The organism is Enterobacter sp. WP_7_1 (assembly GCF_003688535.1).
GTDB lineage: Bacteria > Pseudomonadota > Gammaproteobacteria > Enterobacterales > Enterobacteriaceae > Enterobacter > Enterobacter asburiae.
On record NZ_REFK01000001.1, the window covers coordinates 1,723,735 to 1,744,811 of the forward strand.

A 21,077-nucleotide genomic window follows, 5' to 3' on the forward strand; every position below is an offset into this window, starting at 1 on the left:
ATTCGGTTTAGATTTTACTTAATTCGTAACAATTATATTTTATTACTCTTACACAGGAGTGATTTAGCATGAGACAACTTTCTCATTCTGAAAGTTCAACAGGTAATTAAATAAAAACAACTGCAAAGGAATATCACAATGCAAAGAAAAGTACTGGCTCTGATGATTCCGGCTCTGTTAATAGCTGGTTCTGCACATGCAGCAGAAATTTATAATAAAGACGGTAACAAATTAGATCTGTACGGAAAAGTAGATGGTCTGCACTACTTTTCCGATAACAAAGGTGCTGACGGCGATCAAACCTATATGCGTCTGGGTTTCAAGGGTGAAACCCAGATTAACAACACGATGACCGGCTATGCGCAGTGGGAATACAACATTCAGGCTAATAACACGGAAGGGTCTGATAATCAGTCCTGGACGCGTCTGGCCTTCGCCGGTGTAAAAGTGGGTGACTACGGCTCCTTCGATTACGGTCGTAACTACGGTGTCCTGTACGACGTGGAAGGCTGGACCGATATGCTGCCTGAGTTCGGTGGCGACTCCTATACCAAAGCCGACAACTTCATGACCGGCCGCGCCAACGGTGTGGCGACCTACCGTAACACCGACTTCTATGGTCTGGTGCAGGGCCTGAACTTTGCGCTGCAGTACCAGGGCAAAAATGAAGACGCCAGCAACAACCAGGAAGGCACCAACAACGGTCGCGACACGCGTCACGAGAACGGTGACGGCTTTGGTATCTCTACCACCTATGACTTCGGCATGGGGATTACTGCGGGTGCCGCGTATACCTCTTCTGACCGCACCAACGAGCAGGTCATGAACACCACTGCGGGTGGAGACAAAGCGGATGCATGGACTGCGGGCCTGAAGTATGACGCCAATAACATCTACCTGGCGGCAATGTATTCTGAAACACGCAATATGACCCCGTATGGTGATAACACCGACGCCGTAGCGAACAAAACCCAGAACTTCGAAGTGACCGCGCAGTACCAGTTCGACTTCGGCCTGCGTCCGTCCCTTTCCTACCTGCAGTCGAAAGGTAAGGACCTGGGCAACGGCCAGGGCGACCAGGATCTGGTTAAATATGCTGACGTAGGGGTCACCTATTACTTCAACAAAAACATGTCCACCTACGTTGATTACAAAATCAACCTGCTGGATGAAGACGACAACTTCTACAAAGACAACGGCATCAGCACCGATGATGTTGTAGCGTTAGGCCTGGTTTACCAGTTCTGATTGTCAGAGCCCGCATAATCATGCGGGCTCGCTTGTTTTTTGAAGTTCGTCACAAAAGACAGTTTAAGAAAGGGATTAGTTGAGGGAAAGTTGAAAGAAAGCTGGTTAAACTGCGGTGATAGCCCTTTCGTCACTAAGGATAACAGCGTTGTTTGGTCGTGTATCCCTTGCCGTACTTACCCTTTTAGCATTGCTGTGGATGGCGTTAATTTTTGATTTTGGTGATATTGTCGGGCATCTCGGCACGCTGTTAAACCATCTGGATGGCAGTTGACCGTGTTCCAGGAAATAAAAAGCCACCAGCATTGCCGGTGGCGGGTAAACGCGTATGTCGCGTTATTTTTTCACAGGTTGAGGCTTTTTATCACCTGATTCAGGGGCCTCACGCGGATCGTCTTTTTCAACACAGAGCATAGTTTCTCCTGTTTCAGTTACCCACTGCCAACTATAGCCGGAGGAGTAAAAGAGTGGCCAGGCGGCAATCATGCCTGCTCTTCACCTTTCTCGCGAAAAGAAAGATATCCAAATACCCCACTATCCCCATCCATGGGATGGTTAACGCCGTCCATCACCTTCACCTCTGGAAAATCAAAAGGGGATACGTTTTCAAAACAGGCCACATTAACGCCATATTCGTTTGGGTTAGAACGTCGCTGATGGAACGTGTAAATCCCGCACACCGAGCAGAAGAAATGCCGTGCCGTTCCCGTGTTAAAGCGGTACTCGGTGAGCTTATCTTCACCTTTGGTCACCGTAATCCCCGACAGCGGCGCGGAGACAACGACCGCGCCCCGCATACGACAAAAGGAACAGCTGCAGCGCCGCGCGGTGTTCAGACCATCAGTGAGCTCAACGGTGAACGCCACCGCGCCGCAATGGCACTTCGCATTTCGTTTTTCAGCCATGGGCTATACCCCTTTTCTCACCAACTCGGCAGCCTTAACGAAAACCTCATCTTCTACGCCATCGCCTTTTTGCCTGCCGAGCCTGACCAGTTCATCGACAATACTGTTGCGATGGATCGGTTTTTGCGCTGAAACCAGCCCAATGACGGCGGCCCCAATCGCCAGCCCCACTAATCCGGTTTGTTCATCTTTGTTTTTCATATTCATGCTCCTGGTACAACAAACAAGCGTAGCAGGAATACGGTAAAACGGAATGCGGGGCGCATGCTCTGTAAATATTATTTAAACTGTTCAGACAGGTACAACTTCTAAAATCGACAGATACGAATGGGTGTCTATTATTTTGTTCAACTTCAGATTGGTCTGCTCAAACAAGGCCTGATACGCAGACTCTGTTCGTGCCCGCCCCCCATCAAAGCTTGTTAACAGAAGAAGGTCAATTTCGAATCGTCCCAGCTCATTATTTTCTTTTTTAATAAGCGGCTCAAAAATTAATAGTCGGGCGTTTTCTTTCATAGCCTTTCTGCAGCATTGAAGGATCTGAATGGCCTTCTCATCAGGCCAGTCCATCAAAATATACTTAAGCAGGTAAATGTCCGCTACAGGACAGGCTTCAAAAAAGCTGCCCTCAACGGTCTTCCATCGACGATTATCCTTTAACAGGTGCAGTCGATTCCGCTCAAGAACGTCTTTTTGATCGAAAAGGATCCCCGTTAAGGTCGGATTTCGACGTAAAACGGTCAGCAATAAATTCCCCAGCCCACCGGCGATATCGGCAACGACAGCGTTTTGAGCGAATGAATAGCTATCTGCGATGACTTCATTCTCTACGGATGACATAGAGGCCATACCGGCATGAAAAACGTTGCTGTCAGCCCCCCTATCGTCATGCTGCCAGTAGTCGTAAAAAGGCTTACCAAACAATTCGTTAAAAACAGGTTTGCCTTGCAATATCTCATCCATTTTAGCCGCTGGCTGCCAGAATGTTTGGTCAGTCAGCATGAGCACCGCCGCGCGCAAGGAAAATTCATGCTCAGAACAGAGGAATTGTGCTGAATGGCTAAGACTGTATTCAGCTTCAGATAATTCGTTGAAAACTCCACGAGAGGACAATAAGCGCATGATTCTATGAAGATAGTCAGCGTCGACATTCAGCTCCTTCGCCAGCTGCTTGACGGATTTTTTTCCTTCAACCAGACGATCTGCGACGCCTAAGACCGCGACCGCCCGAAGCGCTGCCTGCCAGACAAAACCCATGCTTTGCTCTAACAGACACATTCCTTCTTTAGGGCTTAGTAAATCCAGACTATTACGTTGCGACATTTTCTGCTCCTTACCAGTAAAGATGTGTTGAACAACTAAAACGCCGCTAGCAAGCGTAAGTCTGGTAATGAACTTTATCCATAATGTCAGAAAGGATTATTTATGCGGTTTTGTACCGTTTAGCATACAGTCCATTTAAATACGTAAAAAACCAGGGCCACTTACCCTTTATATTGATTAGTAATGCATTAAAACTATTAACTTAGAAATGATTGCGTTACATCCCCAAAAAAAAGCCCGTCGTAATACAGGCATTTCATAGTTAGAATCTCGGTGCCAGTCCATATTTTGGTGTTTTGATATTCGCCGCCCAAATTTTGATATCATTTTGCAGGAGAATAGTGAAATCAGATTTCAGGTGCATCACCATGCCATTGACGCTTTCCGCATCCACCACTGAAAAATGCTCAATTCTGTTTTCCCCTATCTGGACGCAATTATATTTTGCGGGCAGCACTTTACCATTTACATTCAGCGGCAGATTATTCTCTCCACAGCGACCTTCCGTAATATATGACACGAGCAAATTAGCGGATTTCCTCCCTGGCTGGGAGACGCTCACCATGACGGGATAGCCTGTCGAGGTCTGCGTCATATCGTAAAGCACCGCATTCTTCATATACCAGGTATTATATTCCCGTTCCTGAAAAGTGGACCAGGAAGGCACAGAAAAGACCGCCAGCGCTGCCAGTAGAATAGATTTTATTTTCATGGGATGTTGTCGTCCGTGTTGTTGCACGTATTATTCAGATTGTGCAAAAAACAGCAACCCCTTAAGAATAGTCCTACTACTATTGGCAGTGACGGAGGAATGAATTAAAGATATGCCTTACCGTCAGCGGTCCCGGCCGACGCTCATAAAAGAGAATAAGAAGAAAAATGGTAAACCGCCGCCATCATGGCGATGCTGACGACGACGCTGATGAAAAAGTAGCTTTTGAAAGGCTGCTTTTGGGTTTTATGGCGAAAGAGCTGTTGCCCCGCAATGGCGCCAGGCCAGCCACCAGTCACGCCAAATACCAGCAATGTCGCTTCCGGAACCCTGCTCATCCCCTTCCGCGCCGCCATTTTATCGGCACCATACATGACCAACGTCAGCACATTGATCGTCAGAAACCACATAAGCAGAGGATGGGTAGCAAGAAGGCTGCCGATCGCAGCGATAATCAGGAGTAAATAACAAAAGCGATTAAGGGTCATAGCACGAGTCACGGGGTGTTTAGCGGTTTTGGATGACGCATTATACGCTAACTGCGCCCCTGGCATCACTGGTTAACATTTAAACTGCCGTAATAAGTAAGCATTTTTTCATTATGCTTTAGCGGTCAGCTTTTTTTTCTTAAAAAATTAACCTGAAGCGCCTTACGTCGAAAACACAGCGCAAGAGCATTGCTTTAACAAAATAACAAATATTGCATCCATTAATATAAAGAGGGGCGCGGCAATATTGATTAGAATCAAATTAAACGTTAGGCTGCTAATATTCGAGACCCCATATGTGCTTCTAATTTTAAAAACAATGTTGAAAACAATTAATTTGACCATCCGGTCAATGCATAACAAAATATCACCGTGGTTAAAGCAATAATGGTCTGCATTTTTTGGGGGATGATGTCCCCCCTTTTTATTTTCTCAGAAACAACCGAATAAACCTTATTCCACCCTGACCTTAACTTTTGGCTTCGACAAGAGAACTTTGACCAGTTCCTTGAAAGGAAGAGGTTTGTAAAAGAAAAAACCCTGTAAAAACCGGATATGATTGCGCGTGAGGTAATCGAGCTGCTCTTCAGTTTCAACGCCTTCCGCCACGATGCTAATTGAAAGTTTTTTGGCCAACTCCAGTACCGAATCAAGGATTAGCGTTGAGTCCTCATTCGCGTTAACCCTGGCAACAAAGCTCTGGTCGATTTTAATGTAGTCAATATGCAGATCCTGCAGATAGGACAGGCCGGAATAACCCGTACCAAAGTCATCCAGCGCAATGGCAAATCCGTTGTTATGTAACTCATTCAATGTATTAACGAGATGTTCATCAATGTCGAGTGGTTCACGCTCCGTCACTTCAACGACAAGGTTAAGATCCTGTTGAGTAAAGCTGCGCTTGTAGTGGAGACACTCTTCAACAAAGGTGGACGCAACGATATGAGAAGCGCTGAAGTTAATCCCTACGTGAAACCCTTCTGGCAGCAATGTCGCAATAGCATTCATGTGTATTGCAACCTGCCTCATTAAGCTCTGAGTCAATGGAATAATTAAACCGGATTTCTCAGCAAGAGGAATAAAGGATGCGGGAGAAATGAACCCTGATTGAGGATGCTTCCATCTGGCCAGCACTTCCACACCCCGTAAGGTTCCCTCTTTGCCGCTCACAACGGGTTGGTAATACGGAATAATTTCATTTCTGTAAATGGCGATGCGCAGTGATTCTTCAGGTGAGACATCCTTAGAAATATAGCGTTGAAGAATATAAGCGGAAAGAGAGGATATTATCAGCAGGAATAACACCACGCCTCCGGCTCGATTGAATAATCTCTTAAGACTAAAAAGAGGTGGAGAGTTAAATTGTACCGAAAATGGATAATTAGAGGCTTTTACCGTTAATACCTCTTTCTTCGTATGGTCTGCCGTCGTCACATCGCCTGTCAGGCCTAAAAGGGTATTGCCTACTCTCAGGGAATATTCAACGCCATTTAATGGCATATCCAGCGCATCACGGATATGGCTATCGCTGATGCTAACGATGATTCGGCTTCCGGCGTGAATTGTCTGGTATAAGAGAACCGGAAGACCGTTGACGGTACTGGCCGAAGGGACGAGGAGCAGTGATGACTCAGGCAGCACTGAACTGTTGACCAACAATACGCGGTTTCCCGGTAACGAGGAGCACCAGACCGCATCATTTTTCAGAATAACGATCGTTCTCAGGTGAGGCTGTAATGCCGCCTCGGTGCCTAGCCGATATTGCCCTTCAGCATCACACTCATTCTCGGCAAGTTGCATTGCCATCTCAGTCGCATGACGAGCTTCTTTAAGAATAACATTCATGTTCCGCACGACGTAGTGCGCCTCTGCCAGGCTATCAGCCCGTGCAGAATACCAGACCTGTAAATTAATGATAAAAACGCCGAGCAAAAACATTGTCGTGGCTGCAGCTACTGGGATAGATGCATGGCGCATTTAGGGTTCTCGATTTAAGTGAAGTAGCTGCTTCAACGATGCTGAAGTGATTGAATTGTCATTGTCTTAAGCATGGTCGATAACGTAATAATTACCATGCCAGGCGTCAGAAATGTTCTCGCTAACCAGATTGAGGGGAAACAAAAGGCCGCCGAACGGCAGCCCTGGTGGATAAGTGTCTATTAATATCGCTTTATTGTATTGATCGGGGTTCTTTCTGACCAGTCTGGCCGCTCGCCGGCCATGATTGCACGCTGTTGCGTTGGCGTCACAGACTGGGTTATTTCAGGCATTGACTTGTATTCGGGTTGTTTAGGTGGACTGAGAACCAGATCGGAGCTACAGCCTGACAGCAGGAAAATGGCCAGTAGAGATGAACTAAGCTTGAACACGTTAAACCCTTCCAATGGGATAAAATTTTAAGAAAAAGCGTGGTGCTGAACATACATAGCCTAATCAAAATATATTCACAAGGTCATTGCGCGCAACCCTTTTTCCTGCCCCGGACTCGCAAAGGCGAACATCAAGCCGAAGACTTTTTATCGAGAATTGACACCAGATTCAACGTGACCGGAAACGCGCCACGCAAGCCATCCAGATGGCTAAAATAACATTTGCTTATCAACTCAGTCCGTGCCTTAATGATTTAGTTGGTTCGATGCAATACCGAATACAATATTTTACCACGCAGTCCTCATAACCAGGCGCTATCGCTGATATCCCCTCCTTTTGAGTCCATACGTTTTAGTCATTTCTTATCATTTAAAGATTCTTTAAAGGAGTATTTATGTCTTCACGAATTCAAGGTCTGGTTAAGTGGTTTAATGAAGATAAAGGCTTTGGCTTTATCTCTCCCCTTGATGGCAGTAAAGATGTTTCTGTTCATTTCTCTGCCCTGCAGGGAGAAAGCTTTAATACACTATTTGAAGGCCAGAAAGTCGAATTTGCGATTCTAAGCGGCGATAAAGGCCCTGCTGCTGCAAATGTCATTCTTCTGGATAGATAATATTATCAATGGCCCGTGATTACCAACAAGGTTTCCTGAGTTAACGGGCCCTGGATTATATGACTGTTATTGATAGCAACAGTCAGCATATTTTCTTAACGAGTACGCTAACCAATGTGATGAAGTGCAGAACTGCTGCATGAATGGTCTAAAACTCAAAGCTAACTCATTTTGTCAACTACTTTGGTTTAGAATCGTTGAGTAGATTTAAACAAAACGTGGCAGTACGGGCAGACAAGTTGAGCGCCCTTTTGCACGCGATTAAAACTATGCTCTGAATCTTTAGAGCAACTTGGGCATGAACATTTGACTAAATGATTTCGATGGGATTGTGTATTTTTACGTCCAGACATAGGCATCTCCTGATTTTACGGACTGCCACCATACACGTTAAAGCTAAAAAATGCTTGCTTTAGTTTTCGAATGTTCCAAAAAAAACACAGGGTGGTTTATGAAGAATGTCATCGTTTTTTTCAATGGGAAGCCTGGTAAAGTTGTCACGGTACAACAAGGCGTTACGTCCGTAAGGCAGGAGTATCCGGATGGAGAAGAAATATACCTTCAGATTATGTCTGCCGGTTTCCCGTCTTTAACCGGCGATCGCAGCTTTGTCTACGTTGCCTCTGATAGAGAACTCACCTCTCAGAAGATACTTGATGCCGCAAAAAACCATTTGTGATGTGCGTTTCCGGAAAAATCTCAGCCACTTCACAAAAGGAAAGATAAAACCTCAGTAAAAATCGCCAATATTTTTAGCGAACATCTTTAGGCTTTATCTTTTGAATTAAAATAATAAAAACGTCTTGCTATTAAAGCCTGCTAAATGCAGGCGTTTTTTTAAACCTGTAATCATACCCTGCCTCGTTTTTATTTACACAACTCAGACTAAAACTCGACACTTCTTTTCATTAAAATTTTGCTCCTTGCAGGAACTAATGCAAAAGAAATGAGTCAAATTAAGACCCTAACCAGAAAAGATTATTTTATGACATCTTATATTGTAGTAACCACTGTTGCCGTTGTGATGGGGTTGATAACGTTGAGTTTGATTAAAGTTTGGATCAGCACGTCGAACAATCCTGACAATCTGTGACCTTATCGCAAGCCGCTTAAAGCGAGGCCACTTCCGTTTCTGGTAAATCAATGATAACCAGTGTGCCAAAACTGCCTGTTTCTACAGTATGGGGAGTGCCAGCTTTAGCGATATAGAGCTGTCCAGCCGTTACAGAGATTTTTTTACCCTTCACGCCCAGCTCCAGACATCCATCAATGACCAATAACCCCTCGTCATACTCATGTACCTCTTCAATCACTGAGCGTTCATCCATTCGTAAAACTTTAAGATTTGCAGTTCCAATGCGGCCCAATACACGAGAGTGCCAGGTCTCCGGTAAGGCAAGTGCTTCGGTTTTTAGGTCATAAAGCGACATAAAGTCATTCCGTTTTATGTTCATTTAACGCTCTTATGCCATATAAGTTCCCTGCGGTCATATAACAAATATGGAAAACTACCACGAGTAAAATGCTATATGAGGTCCTGAAATCACAACGCACGCTAACGGCGTTGCTGCGACAGTTATAACCCCGCTGTAAAACGTGCTGGCATTCGCCGCCGGAATCCGTACCATACGCGGCATACAATGTTTGCCCCTGCTGGCTCCGAAGGTAGTACTAAATGCAAGAGAATCAAGAGATTAACAAAAAAGAGCAATACAACCTGAATAAACTGCAAAAGCGACTGCGCCGTAACGTGGGCGAAGCCATTGCAGACTTCAACATGATTGAAGAAGGTGACCGCATCATGGTCTGCCTGTCGGGGGGTAAAGACAGCTATACCATGCTGGAGATCCTGCGTAATCTTCAGCAAAGCGCACCGGTGAAATTTTCCCTGGTGGCGGTCAACCTTGACCAGAAACAGCCGGGCTTCCCGGAGCACATTCTGCCGGAATACCTCGAAAAGCTGGGCGTTGAGTATAAAATCGTCGAAGAAAATACCTACGGCATTGTGAAAGAGAAAATCCCGGAAGGGAAAACCACCTGCTCACTCTGCTCTCGCCTGCGCCGCGGCATTCTGTATCGTACCGCGACGGAGCTGGGCGCGACCAAAATTGCGCTGGGCCATCACCGCGACGATATCCTGCAAACGCTGTTCCTCAATATGTTCTACGGCGGCAAGATGAAAGGCATGCCGCCCAAACTGATGAGCGATGACGGCAAACACATTGTGATCCGCCCGCTTGCCTACTGTCGTGAAAAAGACATTGAGCGTTTTTCTCAGGCTAAAGGTTTCCCGATCATTCCATGTAACCTGTGCGGCTCTCAGCCGAACCTGCAGCGTCAGGTAATTGGCGACATGCTGCGCGACTGGGATAAGCGTTATCCGGGTCGTATCGAAACCATGTTCAGCGCGATGCAGAACGTCGTCCCTTCCCATCTCGCGGATGTGGAGCTGTTCGACTTTAAAGGCATCAATCACGAGTCAGAAGTCGTGAACGGCGGGGACCTGGCGTTTGATCGGGAAGATATTCCCATGCAGCCAGCGGGCTGGCAGCCGGAAGAAGATGACAATCAGTTTGAAGAGCTGCGTCTGAACGTGCTTGAAGTGAAGTAAGCGATTAGCGTCTCAGAAACATCTTCTGAGACGCTTCATTCTTTATTTCAGCAGACGTACGCGACAGGTTTTACCCTTAATTTTCCCGTTTTGCAGCTGCTTCCATGCCTTATGGGCAACCGCCTGGCGAACCGCTACGTAGACATGCGCCGGATGGACCGCAATCTTGCCGATATCCGCCCCGTCCAGACCCACATCCCCGGTCAGCGCCCCTAATACGTCACCTGGACGCATCTTGGCTTTTTTACCACCATCAATGCACAGCGTCGCCATTTCAGCCTCCAGCGGCACAAGGCTGACGCTGGCCGGTGCATTCATCCAGTTCAGCTTAATCTGCAGCATCTCAGAAAGAATGTTGGCGCGCTGCGCCTCTTCCGGTGCGCAGAAGCTGATCGCCAGACCGCTGTTTCCCGCGCGCGCGGTACGACCAATACGGTGCACGTGCACTTCAGGGTCCCACGCCAGCTCAAAGTTCACCACCAGCTCAAGGGATTTAATGTCCAGACCGCGCGCAGCGACGTCGGTTGCGACAAGAACGCGGGCGCTGCCGTTAGCGAAGCGGACCAGCGTCTGATCGCGATCGCGCTGTTCCAGATCGCCATGCAGAGACAATGCGCTCTGGCCGGCGGCATTCAGGGCATCACAGACCGACTGACAGTCTTTTTTGGTATTACAGAACACCACGCAGGACGCAGGCTGATGCTGGCTCAGCAATTTCTGCAGTAGCGAAATTTTTCCCTGCTGCGAGGTTTCAAAGAACTGCTGCTCGATAGCGGGCAGCGCATCTACGCTGTCGATTTCAATGGTGAGCGGATTTTTCTGCACGCGCCCGCTGATGGCGGCGATGGCCTCCGGCCAGGTCGCGGAGAACAGCAGCGTCTGACGATCGGCCGGGGCGAAACGGATCACCTCGTCAATCGCATCGCTGAAGCCCATATCCAGCATCCTGTCTGCCTCATCCATCACCAGCGTTTGTAACGCATCCAGCGAGACGGTGCCTTTTTGCAGGTGATCCAGCAGGCGGCCGGGCGTTGCGACAATAATGTGCGGCGCATGCTGGAGTGAATCACGCTGCGCGCCGAACGGCTGTCCGCCGCAGAGGGTTAAAATCTTGGTGTTTGGCAGGAAACGCGCCAGGCGACGCAGTTCACCCGCGACCTGGTCTGCCAGTTCGCGGGTCGGGCACAGCACCAGAGACTGGGTCTGAAAAAGCGCCGCATCGATATGCTGCAACAGGCCAAGGCCAAATGCCGCCGTTTTCCCGCTGCCCGTTTTCGCCTGCACGCGCACGTCACGGCCCTCAAGGATGGCGGGCAACGCGGCCGCCTGAACAGGCGTCATCGTGAGGTAACCCAACTCGTTGAGGTTATCGAGTTGGGCGGCGGGCAGAACATTCAGGGTAGAAAAAGCGGTCACAGTAGTCTCTCGTGGTCATCTTTGCGGTCAGATGGCGCGTATCCTCGCAGATCTCGCGGTCCGATGCGACAATTTAATCGGTTCTTGATCTGGCGGCGGGTCGGGCATCGGCTGCGGACGCGGAATGGGATCGGGCATTGGCACCGGATCGCTGGGGATGGGATCGGATTGACGCGATTGTTGCAGTAGCAGAGCGTTCAGGATGCTCATCATTCCCTCCAGAATTTGCTTTCGTCCCTTTTAGGGTAGACGCTGAGAATCAGGAGGCAAAAAAAAGCCGACTATGAAGTCGGCGTCGTACGAATCAATTGTGCTATGCAGTAATTCAAAAAAGGAAGTAAGACAATATGGAGCGCAACGCCCATCGCTTGACGTTGCATTCACCTGCGGGAGTAATATTGCACCTTACGGGGTAGATGTTTATTGACTTCGCTCAATTAAAAGAGCGTTTTGATCCCGTGAAAAGCTGAAAAAAGCGTAAATTTACAGCCATTTACTACGATGCAACCACCATGCAACACCACCAATCAAAACAACTAACATCACGCAAAACGCGGTAAAGCCGTAACGATAAGCGCCACCCGGAATTCCCCCCAGGTTCACGCCAAACAACCCGGTAAGAAACGTGCTGGGTAAAAACACCATCGCCATCAGGGACATCGTATAGGTTCTTCTCGCCAGAGACTCCTGCATCACCTGCGCGATTTCGTCCGCCATCACCGCCGTTCTGGCAATACAGGAATCAATCTCATCGAGCCCGCGCCCCAGCCTGTCGGCAATATCCTGCATTCTGCGTCGCTGATCGTCATTCATCCAGCTGAGCCTTTCGCTGGCAAGACGCGCGTACACGTCGCGCTGCGGCGTCATATAGCGGCGCATCACAATCAACTGCTTACGCAACAGTGCGAGAAAACCGCGGGGCGGGATCTGCTGATCGAGCAGGTTATCTTCCAGGTCGATGATTTTGTCGTGCAGCTCTTCAATAAATTCACTCGCATGATCGGTTAGGGCGTCACAGACGTCCACAAGCCAGCTGCCGCAGTCGACCGGCCCGGTGCCTTCTTTCAGATCGTTGACGATGTCATCCAGCGCCAGAACTTTTCGCTGCCGGGTCGACACAATGAGCCCGTCGTCCATGTAGACACGCATCGCAACCAGCTGATCCGGGCGTTCATCCGTGCTGCCGTTAATGCAGCGCAGGGTGATTAGCGTCCCGTCACCCATTCGGCTCACGCGGGGCCGCAGGCTTTCACCCGCCAGCGCATCGCGCACGTTATTGGGCAAGAGCGGCGTCGAGGCCAGCCAGTCAGCGCTGTCCGGGTGGGTGTAGTTCAGATGTAGCCAGCAGGGATGCGCACTATCGATCACATCATTATCTTCCAGCGGTCGCGCACCGCCGCGACCATCCAGTACCCACGCAAAAACTGCGTCTGGAACGTTAAGTTCAGATCCTTTAATGCTTTCCACAGCGCCTCCACCTTTTTAGCTCTTCGGTGTCAGTCTAGCTTTCATCAGGTGTTAAGCAACAACTATGTATCCCATCGCGCTGAAATCGCTCAGGAATTATACATACTGGCCAGAGGCGTAAAAAAAGCCTGGCATGCCAGGCTTTGAGGTGCAGTCAGAGCGAGTGCTCTGGCCGCTGAAGGAAGGATGGCGAGCCGGTAGATGATAAGGAAGAGGAACCCGGATCGAGCCTGAAATTACGCGTTCGGGTCTGCAGCTCAATCACCTGATTACGCAGTACATCAGACGAACCGTTGAGTTCTTCTGCCATTGCCACGTTGCTTTGCGTAACCCGCTCCAGCTCCGATAGCGCCAGCGTAATCTGAGAAATGCCTTTCTCCTGCTCTGAGGTTGACGCGGAAATGTCGTCCATTAAGCGGCTGACATTCCCCGACCCCGTCACGATTTCATGCATGTTTTTCTCTGCCTGTGACACAACGCTGGCTCCCTGCGTGACGTTACTGCTGGTGACTTCAATCAGCGTTTTGATATTCTTCGCGGCCTCCGCGCTGCGGTGTGCCAGGTTTCTTACCTCTTCCGCGACCACAGAAAACCCCTTTCCATGATCGCCCGCCCTTGCCGCCTCAACGGCCGCGTTGAGCGCCAGGATATTCGTCTGGAACGCAATGCCGTCAATGAGCGAAATAATCTCCGTCATCTGCTGCGCGCATTCGGTAATGGACTGCATATTGCTGGCGACCTGCCCCATGAGCTCACCGCCCTTGCGCGCCTGTAACGTCGCCACATTTGCCTGCTCGCTCGCCAGGCGGGTGTTATCGGCATTGTTTTTGGTGCTCGCGGCCATTTGCTCCATGCTGGCTGCGGTTTGCACCAAAGACGCAGACTGCTGTTCGGTTTTCACCGATAGCTGAGCGCTACGTGCTGAGAGTTGGTCCGATAAGGTCATGGCGGTTTGCGATGACGCCCTGATCTCACGCACCAGCGTCGCAATATTGCCGGAAAGGCTATTTATCCCGGGGATGAGTCGGCCCGCACAGTTATTGCCAAACTCAGGGATAGATACGCCAAGGTTACCTGCGGTCACCTCCTCAATACTTCTCTTCACCGTATTGATCGGCGTCACAAGATACTTCGTCATATAGACCCAGAGCAAAAATAGCGCAACGAAATTGATGACATTAAGCGAAATAAAGAGAGACGTATTGCTGGAAAATAGAACAACGACACCCGCACTTACCAAAAAAAGAGAGAAAAGGAACCCGATAATAAAGGTCCTGACACTAATATTTTTTAGCATGATAATACCCACGTTTTATATTTTGGTCGGCACTTAGACTTATAGCATTGGCCCGGAAGTTTTTCATCGCAAACAACGCTTGTTTTTTGTTTCGCCGTTAGCATCCTGAGATTTGTCTTAAGTCAGATAAAAAAAGCGTATTAGTGAAAATGTTCTGCTCAGCATGCTGTAATACTGGTTTCCCGCCATCTTAAGCGATAGTATCGCCCGCGGTGAGACGATACGATCGCCCTCATATTTAAGGAGCTTTGCTACAGTTATTCGTTCTTGTTTAGCAACGCTTAATATATTAACAAGAGAATATATTTTATATTCTTAATAAGTTTTAGAGTATTAATATGACTGGTCATTTTTCACGATAAATAACTAATATGGTTTGAATGCGCATGTTCGTTGCCCAATAAAGATGTACCCGGCAGGCGAAATCGGTGACCCTCTCAGGCGTGGGACTGCATAATGCTCAATATATCGTGGGACCCTGTGTTAATCGCTATCTCTTATCTGGTGGCGTTTATCGCCTCCTTTGTGGCGCTGGACAGCGCCGGAAAGATCCCCCTCTCCAGCCGAAAGGCTGCCCTCTTCTGGCGCATTGCCGGTGGGGTCACGCTGGGCATTGGCATTTGGTCGATGCACTTTATCGGCATGCTGTCGATGCAAATGCCCATGATGATGAGCTACGACCTCTGGTTAACCCTTGCGTCACTGGGCGTCGCGGTGATTGCATCGGCCACGGCACTTAATATTGCCGTCGCGGGCAAAAAACTTTCTCCCTTCCGGCTGATCTTTGCTACGGCGATCCTGAGCGCTGGCGTGGTGTCTATGCACTACATCGGTATGGCGGCCCTGATGCTGGATGGCAGCATCATCTGGGATCGCCGCATCGTGGGGTTGTCCGTGGTTATTGCTGTTGTTGCCTCCGGCACGGCGCTGTGGCTGGCTTTCCGTCTGCGGGATAAACACAAAGGCGTCTTTATCAATCGCATTCTCGCGGCCTTCGTCATGGGTGCCGCCATTTGTGCGATGCATTATACCGGCATGAGTGCCGCGCAGTTTCAGGAAATGGCGCATACCCTCCCGGGCGGGATCGGCGAGCTGGGGTTATCCATCTGGGTTTCGGTCACCACGCTCTGCCTGCTCGGCGTGATGTTAATCATTTCACTTATCGATTCCCACCGGCGTACCAGCCGGCTGACGGATAATCTGCATCAGCTCAACCGCCAGCTTGAGCTACAGGCGCGTTTTGACGCGCTCACCGGGCTCGCAAACCGCCACCAGATGGATCTCCGCATGCAGGATTGTCTGCGCAGCGCGCTGCTGAGCAAGAAGCCATTTGCGGTTATTTTCCTGGACGTCGATCACTTCAAACGCGTTAACGATACGTGGGGCCACAGCGTCGGTGATGAGCTGTTGATCGCGGTCGCGCAGCGCATCACGGCCCGGCTCACTCGTGAGATGACCCTGGCAAGGCTGGGAGGCGACGCCTTTATCCTGCTGGTGCCGGAATGTGACGACGACAGGCTCAACGCCCTGGTCACCGCGTTGCTCGAGGATGTTCGACGCCCTCTGTCTGTCTGCGGGCATACGTTAAGCACGACGATCAGCGCGGGCGTCAGCCTCTATCCTCAGGATGGCGAAACGCTGCACGAGCTGAAGCTAAAGGCGGATGCAGCCCTACATCGCGTCAAAGAAGAGGGCCGCAACGGCTGGGCGATTTACCGGGCCGAGATGTCAACGGCGATCCCGGCAAAACCCGGTTTTCTGCAGGAGCTTTCTCAGGCGCTTGAGCGCGATCAGTTTGAACTGTGGTACCAGCCAACCTGGCATGCGGGAGAGAAAACCATTCACGGTTTTGAAGCCCTTCTGCGCTGGCGGCATCCTGAGCAAGGGGTTGTGCTGCCCAATTTGTTTATCCCCTCTCTGGAGCAAACGGGTTTAATTATTCCGGTAGGTAACTGGGCCATTGAAGCGGCATGCCGACAGCTTCATTTCTGGACTGAGCAAGGTTTCAGCCAGTGGACTCTGTCGCTCAACCTATCCCCCATCCAGTTTGAACAGCCGGATATTTTCCAGATCGTCTCGTCGATGCTGGAAAAATATAGCTTGTCTCCGTCCCGGCTGATCCTTGAGGTAACGGAAAGCACCGCGCTTAAAAATCTGGACCGCAGCATTGAGTTGCTCAATGCGTTTAATCACGCGGGGATCGTCGTCTCGATTGATGATTTTGGTACGGGCTATTCCAACCTTCTGATGCTGAGCGTGCTTCCGGCAAAAGAACTTAAGATCGACAGAAGCTTTGTCACGTCGATGCTGGAAAATGAAAAAAGCTACAAGCTGGTTGAAACCATTATCAGTATCGCCCGGACCATGGAGATGAATGTGGTGGCAGAAGGGATCGAGACGGAAGAACAGCAGGCGGTTCTCACCCGTCTCGGCTGCGATTACCTGCAGGGTTACCTTTTCTCCCGGCCCTTACCTGCCGAACAGGTACCGTGGCTACTGCTGCAGATAAATTCAGACAAACAGATTATACCCATTAATAAAATTCAAACGGACCCCGCATTTATTTCTCAAAAAAATCATGCCTGACGGGGTTAAGTGGAGTATGTTTCAAGGGAGTACACGCGAGTCAATTCTGTCATGATTGTCAGGCACATGTTGTCGATGAACAGGAAACGCCTATGTCGCAACCTTGTTTTGATGCGTTAAATGTAATTAAAACACCCGTGTGGCTCGTTTCACCCGTGTCGGAAAAGATCATTTTTGCGAATGTGTCCGCAACGCAGATCATGGGGGATAAAACGCTCGATGACCTGCGCAAAGGGATCTATTCAGCCAGTGCGCAAACCGTCCTGTCGATGTATGTATCTGAACTGAAAACAGAGCAGGAGATCGTCGAAATCTGGACAACGAACCGGGATGGACAGGATACGCCGTTAAGCTGTCGCCTCTCGCTTGCCCACTACGCGCCCTGGGGAGATGTGATTGTTTTCGAGGGCATCTCCCAACAAATACTCTCAGGATTGAAGGCCAGCCGTTCCGCTAACTACCGGCGGAAAAAACAGGGTTTTTATGCGCGCTTTTTTCTGACCAACAGTGCCCCGATGCTGTTAATCGATCCGGCCCGCGACGGTCAAATCGTCGATGCGAATCTGGCCGCGCTCAATTTTTATGGTTATTCACATGATGACATGTGCAGTAAGCATACCTGGGAAATCAATACGCTGGGGCGAGATGTGATGCCCATTATGACTGCGATTGCCGCGCTGCCCGGTGGTCATAAGCCGCTCAATTTTGTTCACCGCCTTGCCGATGGATCTACCCGCCACGTTCAGACGTATGCCGGGCCCATTGAGATCTACGGTGACAAGCTGATGCTGTGCATCATCCACGATATCACCGAGCAAAAAAGGCTGGAGCAGGAGCTGGAACATGCGGCGCTACGTGACTCCATGACCGGGCTACTCAACCGGCGGCAGTTCTACGCGATTACCGATCAAAGCAGCCTGAATAAACTTCCTGCGCAGCAGCAATTTAGCCTGCTGCTGGTGGATACCGACCATTTCAAAAACATTAATGACCTGTTCGGCCATCTGAAAGGCGATGAGGTGCTTATCGCCCTTTCCCGGACGCTGGAAGCCTGTAGTCGGGAGGGCGATATGGTCTTCCGCTGGGGTGGCGAAGAGTTCGTTATCCTGCTGCCGCGCACCTCTCTCGATACCGCGATGCAGATTGCCGAGTCAGTCCGCGCAGCCGTTGCCCGCATTACGATTCCGGGCTTGCCGCGGTTCACCGTTAGCATCGGCGTGGCGCGGCACAATCAGGGGGAGAGTATTGACGAGCTGTTTAAGCGCGTGGACGATGCGCTGTACCGCGCTAAAAATGACGGACGCAATAAAGTCCTTGCGGCATGAAACTGGAGTATCCGTAAAAGCCCCGCTACAATGCCCACCTCGAATCAATTAGTTTCAGGTGGGTAAAAGCCGCAATGGGAAAAACAGAAATAATACTCACCTTAATTATTTTACTCCTTATTATATTTGGCTTCTGGTTTATTTTTAGCGGTGAGATCTGGTATCTCGTCGAGTTTCTTGAAAATAGCCTTTACCCGACCTTTGACGCACCGTAACGCACGTTTAATCGCTTGTTTCACCTACCGAATATGTCAGGTATCTGCTTCCCTTACAGCCGCGTAAAATACGCGGCGTTATCCTCCAACAACGTTGATAACGAATCACTTATTCATTTGCTTATGTTGCCCGTGCTCTGACGGGCTTTTTTATTTCCGGCAATTCAGCCACGCCAGGCTATATCTTAATCATCTTTATTGATAGAGGTGAGGAAAGATGAGCAAGAAGATCCTGATGCTGGTTGGCGATTACGCCGAAGATTACGAAACCATGGTGCCTTTTCAGGCGTTGCAGATGATTGGCCATCAGGTGGATGCGGTCTGCCCAGACAAACCGAAGGGCGACTACATCATGACGGCAATCCATGACTTTGACGGCGCCCAGACCTACAGCGAAAAGCCCGGTCACCGCTTTACCCTCAACGCCGATTTTTCAGCCGTAAAGGAGCAGGACTACGACGCGCTGCTCATCCCCGGCGGGAGAGCCCCCGAGTATCTGCGGTTAAATGAGGACGTCTTAAAGCTGGTACAGGCATTTGACGCCGCGCGTAAGCCGATTGCTGCGGTGTGCCACGGACCACAGCTGCTTGCTGCCGCGGGGATCCTGAAAGGACGAACCTGTAGCGCCTACCCGGCCTGTGCGCCTGAGGTCCGTCTCAGCGGCGGACACTACGCCGCTATCGGCATCGATCAGGCCCATGTAGACGGTAACCTGGTGACGGCTCCCGCCTGGCCCGCGCATCCGCAGTGGCTGGCGAAGTTTAATGCGCTATTAGAATAACAGAGACCCGGCATCGGGCCACGCATAGCGAATGAAGCCCTACCGCGTTTTGCAGGCCTGGCGCGGGAATGCGCCAGGTCTCATAAAACATCAGTGCTTCTCGATAAACATCGTCCGGCTATACGCCACGTCTTCCGGGTTATTGATGGGGTAGCCTTTCACCCAGGGCTTAATAAGACGACCATTGGTGTACTGGTAAATTGGCGCGATAGGCGCTTTCTCCAGGAGGATTTTCTCCGCCATGTTGTAGTCTGTATTACGCGCTTTCGCCGTGGTTTCCAGCGTTGCCTGGTGGATAATTTTATCGTAGGCCGGTTCATTGAAACGCGAGATATTACCGCTGTGGGTTGAGGTCAGCAGAGACAGGAAGGTCGACGGCTCGTTGTAATCGCCTACCCATGACGCGCGGATCACATCAAAATTGCCGGTATTACGGCTGTCGATATAGGTTTTCCACTCCTGGTTTTGCAGTTTGACGTCCACACCGAGATTTTTCTTCCACATAGACGCCACCGCAATGGCGATTTTCTGGTGGTTTTCCGAGGTGTTGTACAGCAGGGTCAACTTCAGCGGACGCTGAGGACCGTAACCTGCGGCCTGGAGCAACGTTTTCGCCTGAGCGTTCAGTTCCTGCTGGGACATCTGCTCGAACGGAGAAGGTTCAGGGGTGAACCCCGCCGTCACGTCAGGGGTGAAATGCCAGGCCGGCTTCTCGCCTGTACCTAATACCTTTTCTGCCATAATGCGGCGATCGATAGTCATGCTCAGCGCAAGACGCACCCGGGCATCGGCCGTCGGGCCCTTTTGCGTGTTAAACGCATAGTAATAGGTCCCGAGCTGAGGCGGCGTATACACCTGTCCCGGAATGTCCTTCAGGAGCTTCTGATACATGTTTTTCGGGAACGATTCGGTGATATCAATATCTCCCGCCAGATAGCGCTTAGTGGCGGAGGATTCCTGATTAATCGGAATGAAAGTCACTTTTTGCAGGACAGTTTTCGCGTTGTCCCAGTAGTGCGTATTCGGCACGACAACCAGTTTTTCATTCACCACGCGGTCGTTCAGGACGTATGCGCCATTGCCCACCAGGGCGCCCGGACGCGTCCACTCTTTACCGCTTTCAACGTTCGCTTTTTGCACCGGATAGAAGGCGAAGTTTGCCGTCAGGTTGCTAAACCACGGGAGCGGTTTGTCCAGCTGGACGCGTAACGTTCTGGCATCCACCGCCGTCACGCCCAGGGTATCTGGCGCTGCTTTGCCATCGATAATGGCCTGCGCGTTGTTGATGCCTGCCAGCGCCGCAAACCAGGCAAACGGAGACGTGGTTTTTGGGTCAACCAGACGCTGCCAGCTGTAGACAAAATCCTGCGCGGTGACGGGCGTACCGTCAGACCATTTCGCGTTATCGCGCAGGGTAAACGTCCAGATACGGTTATCGTTGCTCTGCCAGCGCGTCGCCACGCCCGGGGTCAGCTCCCCTTTCTCGTTCTGATTCACCAGCCCTTCGAAAAGATCGCGAATCACCTGAATCTCGGGTAATCCCACCGCTTTTGCCGGATCGAGCGAAGCAGGCTCGTCTTTAATATGCCTGACCAGCTCCTGTTTTTGCGCCAGTACCGTGCCCTGGGGCACATCAGCAGCGTACGAGAGTGTAGAGAGTCCGCACAGGTACAGTGCAGCGCAGAGACGCGAAACAGGATGCTTCATAAGATCCCCTTTA

General features: G+C 50.1%; 24 protein-coding genes. 10 read left to right on the forward strand and 14 right to left on the reverse strand.

Going from position 1 to position 21,077, the window contains the following annotated elements:
• Window positions 1-138: 138 nt before the first annotated feature.
• Both ompC and BJ885_RS23460 read left to right on the forward strand, forming a co-directional pair.
• Window positions 139-1,248 (forward strand): porin OmpC, encoded by a 1,110-nt coding sequence (ompC, locus tag BJ885_RS08610; RefSeq protein WP_059346843.1) that lies wholly within the window; start codon window positions 139-141, stop codon window positions 1,246-1,248.
• A 148-nt stretch (window positions 1,249-1,396) separates the two neighbouring features.
• Window positions 1,397-1,522, forward strand: coding sequence for a hypothetical protein (locus BJ885_RS23460; RefSeq protein WP_256062893.1), 126 nt, complete (start codon window positions 1,397-1,399; stop codon window positions 1,520-1,522).
• Window positions 1,523-1,584: 62 nt separating this feature from the next.
• Here the strand turns inward: BJ885_RS23460 and BJ885_RS23465 are convergent, their stop codons facing one another.
• From BJ885_RS23465 to BJ885_RS08640, 7 genes are all read right to left on the reverse strand, one after another.
• Complete coding sequence (locus tag BJ885_RS23465) at window positions 1,585-1,662, reverse strand: hypothetical protein (RefSeq protein WP_223239581.1); 78 nt, start codon at window positions 1,660-1,662, stop codon at window positions 1,585-1,587.
• Window positions 1,663-1,730: 68 nt separating this feature from the next.
• Window positions 1,731-2,153 carry a GFA family protein gene (locus BJ885_RS08615; RefSeq protein ID WP_047647598.1) on the reverse strand — a complete coding sequence of 141 codons (423 nt, stop codon included), beginning with the start codon at window positions 2,151-2,153 and terminating at the stop codon, window positions 1,731-1,733.
• A 3-nt stretch (window positions 2,154-2,156) separates the two neighbouring features.
• On the reverse strand, window positions 2,157-2,354 hold the full coding sequence (locus tag BJ885_RS08620) for a hypothetical protein (protein ID WP_023312007.1): 198 nt from the start codon (window positions 2,352-2,354) through the stop codon (window positions 2,157-2,159).
• A 90-nt stretch (window positions 2,355-2,444) separates the two neighbouring features.
• Complete coding sequence (locus tag BJ885_RS08625; RefSeq protein WP_121931716.1) at window positions 2,445-3,476, reverse strand: methyltransferase; 1,032 nt, start codon at window positions 3,474-3,476, stop codon at window positions 2,445-2,447.
• Between the two features lie 262 nt (window positions 3,477-3,738).
• Window positions 3,739-4,188: a hypothetical protein gene (locus tag BJ885_RS08630; RefSeq protein WP_121931717.1), complete on the reverse strand. Its 450-nt coding sequence runs from the start codon at window positions 4,186-4,188 to the stop codon at window positions 3,739-3,741.
• Between the two features lie 143 nt (window positions 4,189-4,331).
• A complete protein-coding gene (locus tag BJ885_RS08635; RefSeq protein WP_054829633.1) occupies window positions 4,332-4,676 on the reverse strand; it encodes a DUF1294 domain-containing protein in 345 nt (114 codons plus the stop codon).
• Between the two features lie 453 nt (window positions 4,677-5,129).
• Window positions 5,130-6,653, reverse strand: coding sequence for a cyclic diguanylate phosphodiesterase (locus BJ885_RS08640; RefSeq protein ID WP_059346845.1), 1,524 nt, complete (start codon window positions 6,651-6,653; stop codon window positions 5,130-5,132).
• A gap of 787 nt (window positions 6,654-7,440) precedes the next feature.
• Between BJ885_RS08640 and BJ885_RS08645 the strand changes: the two genes are divergently transcribed.
• Window positions 7,441-7,659 carry a cold shock domain-containing protein gene (locus BJ885_RS08645; protein WP_047647596.1) on the forward strand — a complete coding sequence of 73 codons (219 nt, stop codon included), beginning with the start codon at window positions 7,441-7,443 and terminating at the stop codon, window positions 7,657-7,659.
• Window positions 7,660-7,847: 188 nt separating this feature from the next.
• Here the strand turns inward: BJ885_RS08645 and BJ885_RS23335 are convergent, their stop codons facing one another.
• Window positions 7,848-8,018 carry a YnfU family zinc-binding protein gene (locus BJ885_RS23335; RefSeq protein ID WP_310886296.1) on the reverse strand — a complete coding sequence of 57 codons (171 nt, stop codon included), beginning with the start codon at window positions 8,016-8,018 and terminating at the stop codon, window positions 7,848-7,850.
• Window positions 8,019-8,110: 92 nt separating this feature from the next.
• Between BJ885_RS23335 and BJ885_RS08650 the strand changes: the two genes are divergently transcribed.
• Window positions 8,111-8,338 carry a hypothetical protein gene (locus tag BJ885_RS08650; RefSeq protein ID WP_029741521.1) on the forward strand — a complete coding sequence of 76 codons (228 nt, stop codon included), beginning with the start codon at window positions 8,111-8,113 and terminating at the stop codon, window positions 8,336-8,338.
• Window positions 8,339-8,644: 306 nt separating this feature from the next.
• Window positions 8,645-8,752 carry a YnaM/YnfT family protein gene (locus BJ885_RS23565; protein WP_353511636.1) on the forward strand — a complete coding sequence of 36 codons (108 nt, stop codon included), beginning with the start codon at window positions 8,645-8,647 and terminating at the stop codon, window positions 8,750-8,752.
• A 16-nt stretch (window positions 8,753-8,768) separates the two neighbouring features.
• Here BJ885_RS23565 and BJ885_RS08655 read toward each other — a convergent pair whose 3' ends face one another.
• Window positions 8,769-9,089, reverse strand: coding sequence for a cupin domain-containing protein (locus BJ885_RS08655; protein WP_121931801.1), 321 nt, complete (start codon window positions 9,087-9,089; stop codon window positions 8,769-8,771).
• Between the two features lie 245 nt (window positions 9,090-9,334).
• Between BJ885_RS08655 and ttcA the strand changes: the two genes are divergently transcribed.
• Window positions 9,335-10,270 carry a tRNA 2-thiocytidine(32) synthetase TtcA gene (gene ttcA / locus BJ885_RS08660; RefSeq protein ID WP_023312015.1) on the forward strand — a complete coding sequence of 312 codons (936 nt, stop codon included), beginning with the start codon at window positions 9,335-9,337 and terminating at the stop codon, window positions 10,268-10,270.
• A 42-nt stretch (window positions 10,271-10,312) separates the two neighbouring features.
• On the opposite strand, the gene dbpA is transcribed toward ttcA, so the two are convergent.
• The 4 genes from dbpA to BJ885_RS08680 all read right to left on the reverse strand — a co-directional run bounded on the left by dbpA (window position 10,313) and on the right by BJ885_RS08680 (window position 14,450).
• Window positions 10,313-11,686 (reverse strand): ATP-dependent RNA helicase DbpA, encoded by a 1,374-nt coding sequence (dbpA, locus tag BJ885_RS08665; protein WP_059346847.1) that lies wholly within the window; start codon window positions 11,684-11,686, stop codon window positions 10,313-10,315.
• 27 nt (window positions 11,687-11,713) lie between these two features.
• A complete protein-coding gene (locus BJ885_RS23540; protein WP_310886298.1) occupies window positions 11,714-11,887 on the reverse strand; it encodes a hypothetical protein in 174 nt (57 codons plus the stop codon).
• Between the two features lie 282 nt (window positions 11,888-12,169).
• The gene (zntB, locus tag BJ885_RS08675; RefSeq protein WP_121423909.1) at window positions 12,170-13,153 is read right to left on the reverse strand and encodes a zinc transporter ZntB; all 984 of its coding nucleotides are present in this window, start codon (window positions 13,151-13,153) and stop codon (window positions 12,170-12,172) included.
• A gap of 154 nt (window positions 13,154-13,307) precedes the next feature.
• Window positions 13,308-14,450, reverse strand: coding sequence for a methyl-accepting chemotaxis protein (locus BJ885_RS08680; RefSeq protein WP_121931719.1), 1,143 nt, complete (start codon window positions 14,448-14,450; stop codon window positions 13,308-13,310).
• A gap of 456 nt (window positions 14,451-14,906) precedes the next feature.
• Here BJ885_RS08680 and BJ885_RS08685 point away from each other — a divergent pair, with 456 nt between their 5' ends.
• From BJ885_RS08685 to BJ885_RS08695, 4 genes are all read left to right on the forward strand, one after another.
• Complete coding sequence (locus tag BJ885_RS08685; protein WP_121931720.1) at window positions 14,907-17,036, forward strand: bifunctional diguanylate cyclase/phosphodiesterase; 2,130 nt, start codon at window positions 14,907-14,909, stop codon at window positions 17,034-17,036.
• Between the two features lie 92 nt (window positions 17,037-17,128).
• Window positions 17,129-18,361 (forward strand): sensor domain-containing diguanylate cyclase, encoded by a 1,233-nt coding sequence (locus BJ885_RS08690; protein ID WP_059346850.1) that lies wholly within the window; start codon window positions 17,129-17,131, stop codon window positions 18,359-18,361.
• A gap of 74 nt (window positions 18,362-18,435) precedes the next feature.
• On the forward strand, window positions 18,436-18,576 hold the full coding sequence (locus BJ885_RS23185; RefSeq protein WP_021240268.1) for an Ecr family regulatory small membrane protein: 141 nt from the start codon (window positions 18,436-18,438) through the stop codon (window positions 18,574-18,576).
• Between the two features lie 217 nt (window positions 18,577-18,793).
• Window positions 18,794-19,357 carry a DJ-1/PfpI family protein gene (locus BJ885_RS08695; RefSeq protein WP_033145709.1) on the forward strand — a complete coding sequence of 188 codons (564 nt, stop codon included), beginning with the start codon at window positions 18,794-18,796 and terminating at the stop codon, window positions 19,355-19,357.
• A 90-nt stretch (window positions 19,358-19,447) separates the two neighbouring features.
• Here BJ885_RS08695 and BJ885_RS08700 read toward each other — a convergent pair whose 3' ends face one another.
• Window positions 19,448-21,064, reverse strand: coding sequence for an ABC transporter substrate-binding protein (locus BJ885_RS08700; RefSeq protein ID WP_121931721.1), 1,617 nt, complete (start codon window positions 21,062-21,064; stop codon window positions 19,448-19,450).
• Window positions 21,065-21,077: the final 13 nt, after the last annotated feature.